Source organism: Streptomyces sp. NPDC056486, assembly GCF_042795295.1.
Taxonomy (GTDB): Bacteria; Actinomycetota; Actinomycetes; order Streptomycetales; family Streptomycetaceae; genus Streptomyces.
The window spans coordinates 49,689-55,688 of sequence record NZ_JBHTSF010000051.1 but is presented as its reverse complement, the minus strand read 5'-3'; the positions used below and the strand labels follow the sequence as shown (position 1 = coordinate 55,688).

6 protein-coding genes are annotated in these 6,000 nt (G+C 70.1%); 1 reads left to right on the top strand and 5 read right to left on the bottom strand.

The window, feature by feature from the left end:
* Positions 1 to 29: 29 nt before the first annotated feature.
* The 3 genes from ACFQ7F_RS21505 to ACFQ7F_RS21495 are packed head-to-tail and all read right to left on the bottom strand — an operon-like array spanning position 30 to position 3,077.
* Positions 30 to 1,163, bottom strand: a complete 1,134-nt coding sequence (locus ACFQ7F_RS21505) for an Mrp/NBP35 family ATP-binding protein (protein WP_383272694.1) — start codon at positions 1,161 to 1,163, stop codon at positions 30 to 32.
* A 44-nt stretch (positions 1,164 to 1,207) separates the two neighbouring features.
* Positions 1,208 to 1,804 (bottom strand): DUF1003 domain-containing protein, encoded by a 597-nt coding sequence (locus ACFQ7F_RS21500; protein ID WP_383272692.1) that lies wholly within the window; start codon positions 1,802 to 1,804, stop codon positions 1,208 to 1,210.
* The gene (locus tag ACFQ7F_RS21495; protein ID WP_383272690.1) at positions 1,791 to 3,077 is read right to left on the bottom strand and encodes a magnesium transporter MgtE N-terminal domain-containing protein; all 1,287 of its coding nucleotides are present in this window, start codon (positions 3,075 to 3,077) and stop codon (positions 1,791 to 1,793) included. Before ACFQ7F_RS21495 ends, ACFQ7F_RS21500 begins: the two co-directional genes overlap by 14 nt.
* Positions 3,078 to 3,338: 261 nt before the next feature.
* Here ACFQ7F_RS21495 and ACFQ7F_RS21490 point away from each other — a divergent pair, with 261 nt between their 5' ends.
* Positions 3,339 to 4,061, top strand: coding sequence for a hypothetical protein (locus tag ACFQ7F_RS21490; protein WP_383272700.1), 723 nt, complete (start codon positions 3,339 to 3,341; stop codon positions 4,059 to 4,061).
* 93 nt (positions 4,062 to 4,154) lie between these two features.
* On the opposite strand, the gene ACFQ7F_RS21485 is transcribed toward ACFQ7F_RS21490, so the two are convergent.
* Entirely contained in the window at positions 4,155 to 4,667 is a 513-nt protein-coding gene (locus ACFQ7F_RS21485) for a hypothetical protein (RefSeq protein ID WP_383272688.1), read from the bottom strand.
* A gap of 23 nt (positions 4,668 to 4,690) precedes the next feature.
* The gene (locus ACFQ7F_RS21480; protein WP_383272686.1) at positions 4,691 to 5,806 is read right to left on the bottom strand and encodes a magnesium and cobalt transport protein CorA; all 1,116 of its coding nucleotides are present in this window, start codon (positions 5,804 to 5,806) and stop codon (positions 4,691 to 4,693) included.
* Positions 5,807 to 6,000 lie beyond the last annotated feature (194 nt).

Sequence of the window (6,000 nt, the reverse complement as noted above, 5' to 3'; positions counted from 1 at the left end):
ACGGCAAGGAACCAACGAAACCAGGCGGCTCAGAACTTGTTGCGGGGGGTGATCCCCAGGGTCATGCCCGCGAGGCCGCGCTGGCGGCCGCCCAGCTTGCCCGCGATCGTGCGAAGGGCCGAGCCCGCGGGGGAGTCCGGGTCCGTCAGGACCACCGGCTTGCCCTCGTCGCCGCCCTCGCGCAGGCGGACGTCGATCGGGATGGAGCCGAGCACCGGGACGTTGGCGCCGGTGGTCTTGGTGAGGCCCTCGGCGACCCGCTGGCCGCCGCCCGTGCCGAAGACGTCGACCATCTCGCCGCAGTGCGGGCAGGGAAGGCCCGACATGTTCTCGACGACGCCGACGATCTTCTGGTGGGTCTGCACCGCGATGGAGCCCGCGCGCTCGGCGACCTCGGCCGCCGCCTGCTGGGGCGTCGTCACGACCAGGATCTCGGCGTTCGGGACCAGCTGGGCGACGGAGATCGCGATGTCGCCGGTGCCCGGGGGCAGGTCGAGGAGCAGGACGTCCAGGTCGCCCCAGAAGACGTCCGCGAGGAACTGCTGGAGGGCGCGGTGGAGCATCGGGCCGCGCCACACGACCGGGGCGTTGCCCGGCGTGAACATGCCGATGGAGATGACCTTCACGCCGTGCGCCGACGGCGGCATGATCATGTCTTCGACCTGGGTGGGCTTGCCGTCCGCGCCCAGCATCCGGGGTACGGAGTGGCCGTAGATGTCAGCGTCCACGACGCCGACCTTCAGGCCGTCCGCCGCCATCGAGGCCGCGAGGTTCACCGTCACCGAGGACTTGCCGACGCCGCCCTTGCCGGACGCCACCGCGTAGACCCGGGTCAGCGATCCCGGCTTGGCGAAGGGGACCTCGCGTTCGGCGGTGCCGCCGCGCAGCGCGCTCGCCAGCTCCTTGCGCTGTTCGTCGCTCATCACGTCGAGGGTGACGTCGACGTGCGTGACGCCTTCGACGGCGGCGACCGCGTCGGTCACGTTCTTCGTGATGGTCTCGCGCATCGGGCACCCGGAGACCGTGAGGTACACGGTGACCGCTACCGCCCCATCGGGGGAGATATCAACCGATTTGACCATCCCCAGTTCGGTGATGGGTCGGTGGATCTCGGGGTCGTTCACCGTCGCCAGTGCTTCACGCACCGCGTCTTCCGTAGCCATAAGACCGATAGTACGGCGCGGTAACCCCGCCCCGGAAAGAGCGGTCAACGGTCGCCTACATCACGCCCGCCGCTCTCCTCGGCCGGGAATACGACGCGGCTCCCCTTCCGCTGCTCCTCCAGCTCCGTGGCCAGCTCCGTGGCCAGCTCCTTGACCAGGTCCTGGAGTTCGGAACGCATCCAGTCGCGGGTGGCCACCTCGCCCAGGCCCATGCGCAGCGAGGCGATCTCGCGGCTCAGATATTCGGTGTCCGCGATGGAGCGCTCGTTCTGCTTGCGGTCCTGTTCGAGATTGACCCGGTCCCTGTCGTCCTGCCGGTTCTGCGCGAGCAGGATCAGGGGAGCCGCGTAGGAGGCCTGGAGGGAGAGCGCGAGGGTCAGGAACAGGAACGGGAACGGGTCGAAGCGCAGCGCCTGCGGTGCCCAGACGTTCCAGGCGACCCACACGATGATGGTGACCGTCATCCAGACGATGAAGCGCCCCGTGCCCAAAAACCGCGCGATCCGCTCGGAGAGCCGCCCGAAGGCCTCGGGGTCGTACTCCGGCAGGAACTTGCGGCGCGGTGGCCTCGGCTGGTCGAGGCGGAAGCGGGGAGCGGTCCGCTGCTCGGCGCGGTCCCGCTCGCGGTCAGCCGACGGCACGGGGCTCCCCTTCTTCCTGTTCTTCCTGGTGGAACTCGGTCTCGCGCCAGTCGTCCGGCAGCATGTGGTCGAGGACGTCGTCGACCGTGACCGCCCCGAGCAGCGAGCCGCCCTCGTCGACGACGGGAGCCGCCACCATGTCGTACGTGGCGAAGAACCCGGCGACCTGAGGCAGCGCGGTCTCCGGCGCGAGCGTCTGGAGATCGTCGTCGAGGATCGAGCTGACCAGCGTGTACGGCGGATCGCGCAGGAGCCGCTGGAAGTGCACGGTGCCGAGGTACTTGCCCGTCGGTGTCTCGTCCGGCGGACGGCACACGTAGACCTGCGCGGCGAGCGCGGGGGAGAGGTCCTGCTGGCGCACCCGCGCGAGGGCGTCCGCGACCGTCGCGTCGGGCCTGAGCACGATCGGCTCGGTCGTCATCAGACCGCCCGCGGTGCGCTCCTCGTACGCCATCAGGCGCCGCACGTCGGCGGCGTCGTCCGGCTGCATCAGCGTGAGCAGCCGCTCCTTGTCGTCCTCGGGCAGCTCGGCGAGCAGGTCGGCCGCGTCGTCCGGGTCCATCGCCTCCAGGACGTCGGCGGCGCGCTCCTCCTTGAGCTTGCCGAGGATCTCGATCTGGTCGTCCTCGGGGAGCTCTTCCAGGACGTCGGCGAGCCGGTCGTCATCGAGCGCGGCGGCCACCTCGGCCCGCCGTTTCGGCGAGAGGTGGTGCAGGACGTTGGCGAGGTCGGCGGGGCGCAGCTGTTCGAAGGTGGCGAGCAGGCTCTCGGCGCCCTGGCCGTGCTCCTCCACGGAGAAGCCGTCGACGGCCGACCACTCGACGGTGAGCGTCTCCCCCTTGCGCCGGAAGGTGCCTCCCTTCCCCTTCCGTACGAAGACCCGGTCGATCTCCCAGTCGCGCCGGGCGGGCAGCTGCTGCACCGCCACGTCGAGGACGGTCACCTCCTCGTCCGTCTCGATGAGCCTGACCCGCCGGTCGAGCATCTCGCCGAGCACGAGCCGCTCGGTGGGCCGCTGCTCGAAACGCCGCACGTTCAGTACGCCGGTCGTGATGACCTGGCCCGTCTCGATGCCCGTCACGCGGGTCATGGGCAGGAAGATGCGGCGCCGCGTGGACAGCTCGACGACGAGGCCGAGGAGCCGGGGCGGCCTGCGCTGCACCCGGAGCGTCGCCACCAGGTCGCGTACGCGGCCGACCTGGTCGCCGTTCGGGTCGAAGACGGCGATACCGGCCAGATGCGAGACGAAGACCCGGGAGGCGCTCGCCGCCATGTCACGCGCCTCCCTCACTCTTGACGTCAGATCTTGGCGTTATATGCCGTTCTGTAGCGCAATGCGGGCTTCAGGCTAGCCCGTCCCGGTCGGATACGCCCCGGCGGAGCGTCCGGCCACACTGGCGACGATCCACCTAGTCAGCACGGGTACGCTGCCGTACTGCCGTAGCCGTAGCCGTCGTCCCCACGAGAGGCAGCGCCCCCTGTGTCAGCGATTCCCCCGGTCCGCCGTCCCCGCAAGACGGCGCTCGTGAGCGCGATGTGCGCGGGTCTGGTCGTCGGGGTCACCGGTCTCACCGGATGCAGCAGCGATGAGGACCCGGACGCGGGCACGAACGGCATGGGCAAGCTCTCCGCCGCGAAGATCCAGAGCAAGTCCCGCGCCGCGGCCGACGCGGCACCCGCGGTGCGGCTCTCGGGCACGCTGGTCAGCAAGGGCCACACGTACAAGCTCGACATGCGCCTGAAGGAAGAGGGCGGTACCGGCTCCGTGACCTCGAAGGGGGAGACCTTCAAGCTGCTGCGCGTCGGCAAGCAGCTCTTCCTGAAGGCCGACTCCGCCTTCTGGACGCACGAGGACGCCAAGGGCGGCGCCGAGAAGCCCGGCAAGACGGACGACGCCGCCGCGGCCAAGCTCGACGGCAAGTTCGTGAAGGTCCCGGCGGGGGACGCGGCCTACAAGCAGCTGAGCGGCTTCACGGACAAGGACCTCCTCCTGGAGGGCATGCTCACCCTGCACGGCAAGCTGGCCACCGGGGAGCGCGGCACGACGGACGGCAACCCCACCATCGAGATCAACGGCGACGAGGGCGCGGGCGGCACCCTGGACGTCTCCCTCGAGGGCAAGCCCTACCCGCTGCGCCTGGAGCGTGCGGGCGACACGGGCACGCTCCGACTCAGCGACTGGGGCCGGGACTTCCCGCTCAGCGAGCCGGACAAGGACGAGATGGTCGACTACGGCGAGCAGCTGCCCACGTCGTAGTCGTAGTCGTAGGTGCGACGTGCGCAGAGGCGGCGTGCGTACGCCGTGGGGGCGCGCCGGGCAGTGCGTACGCCACGGGAAGCGCGAACGCGTCTAGCCGCGCCGCTTCTTCCGCTTGAACAGCAGCCGCGGCAGCGCCTCGGGCACCGGCTGCCGGGTGGTCGCCCCGGTCGGCAGCGGCGGGGCCGCGAGGGAGCCGTCGGGCAGGTCGGTGATCGTGTCCTGCGGGGTGAGCCGGACGACCCGGCACTCGTCCGCCCAGCGCTGCGGCATCCGCTCACCGTCGGGCGCGTTCAGGCGCTTGCCCTTGAGCTCGGCGACGGCCGCCTCCCACGCCTCGGAGCGCGGCGCGAGCTCGGTCACCAGGGCCGTCCACGCGATGAGCCGACCGCCCTTGTCCTTGCTGCGTACGGTCACTTCGGCGGTGCCGCCGTCGACGAGCCCCGGCAGCGGCTGCTCTCCGGGGCCGTCACCGATGAGGTGCGCCGCACCCTCGTGCCATACGTGCCACAGGGCGCGGGCCGGTTCTTCGCCGCGCACCCAGATGAGGCCCGACTTCTTGGTGGCCTCCTCGAGGAGGGCCTGGGCGAGCAGCGTTTCTGTCATGCGCGCAGCCTATCGACTGCGCTCTACAGCCAGCCGTTGCGCTTGAGAGTGCGGTGAATGGTGTAGCAGGCACCGGCGATGAGGCCGAGGACCATCGGATAGCCGAACCGCCAGTGCAGCTCGGGCATGTGGTCGAAGTTCATGCCGTAGACCCCGCAGACCGCCGTGGGCACGGCGATGATCGCCGCCCAGGAGGTGATCTTGCGCATGTCCTCGTTCTGCGCGACCGCGGCCTGCGCGAGGTTGGCCTGGAGGATCGAGTTGAGCAGTTCGTCGAAGCCGACGACCTGCTCCTGGACGCGGGCCAGGTGGTCGGCGACGTCACGGAAGTACTTCTGGATGTCGGGGTCGACCAGGCGCATCGGCCGCTCGCTCAGGAGCAGCATGGGCCGAAGGAGCGGCGACACGGCCCGCTTGAACTCCAGGACCTCCCGCTTGAGCTGGTAGATCCGCCCGGCGTCGACACCGCGCGACGTGCCTTTGCCCGGCGCCGAGAACACCTCGGTCTCTACGTCGTCGATGTCGTCCTGCATGGCGTCGGCGACCGCGAGATAGCCGTCGACGACGTGGTCGGCGATGGTGTGCAGGACCGCGGAGGGGCCTTTGGCGAGCAGCTCGGGCTCCTCCTGGAGCCGGCGCCGCAGCGCGCGAAGGGAGCCGTGGCCGCCGTGCCGCACGGTGATGAAGAAGTCCCGCCCGGTGAAGCACATCACCTCGCCGGTCTCCACGATCTCGCTGGTCGCGGTGAGTTCGGCGTGCTCGACGTAGTGGATGGTCTTGAAGACGGTGAAGAGCGTGTCGTCGTAGCGCTCGAGCTTGGGCCGCTGGTGGGCGTGCACCGCGTCCTCGACAGCGAGGGGGTGCAGCCCGAACTCGGCGGCGATACCGGCGAATTCGGCCTCGGTCGGCTCGTGCAGACCGATCCAGGCGAAGCCGCCGTCGCGGCGCACCTGGAGCATCGCCTCGTGCGGCGTGAGCGTGTCGTCGCAGGCCGCGCGGCGGCCGTCGCGGTAGACGGCGCAGTCGACGACGGCCGATGCGGCGGTGGGGTCGCGGGTGGCGTCGTACGAGCTGTAGGCGCTGCCGTCCTTGCGGAGCGAGGGGCGGACGGCGGCGCGAAGGTCACGGATCATCGACATGGGCAGGCTCCTTTGACGGAGGCCGCCGGCGACGGGTGGAACTACCCGGAATGGGGACGTCCTGCTGAGGATGTTTGGCACGTCCACAAAGCGGGGAGCACCGCACCATCGCGGTGGCAGCTTCGCTACTGACTCAGATCAGAGAACTCAGAGAGATCAGGTGGAAACGAAGTGCTCTTCCGTCGCACGCGAGC

Bases quoted from the DNA above. Each gene is read 5' to 3' on its own strand.
- ACFQ7F_RS21505 (WP_383272694.1), bottom strand. From the start codon at position 1,163: ATGGCTACGGAAGACGCGGTGCGTGAAGCACTGGCGACGGTGAACGAC.
- ACFQ7F_RS21495 (WP_383272690.1), bottom strand. From the start codon at position 3,077: ATGGCGGCGAGCGCCTCCCGGGTCTTCGTCTCGCATCTGGCCGGTATC.
- ACFQ7F_RS21490 (WP_383272700.1), top strand. From the start codon at position 3,339: ATGTGCGCGGGTCTGGTCGTCGGGGTCACCGGTCTCACCGGATGCAGC.
- ACFQ7F_RS21485 (WP_383272688.1), bottom strand. From the start codon at position 4,667: ATGACAGAAACGCTGCTCGCCCAGGCCCTCCTCGAGGAGGCCACCAAG.
- ACFQ7F_RS21480 (WP_383272686.1), bottom strand. From the start codon at position 5,806: ATGTCGATGATCCGTGACCTTCGCGCCGCCGTCCGCCCCTCGCTCCGC.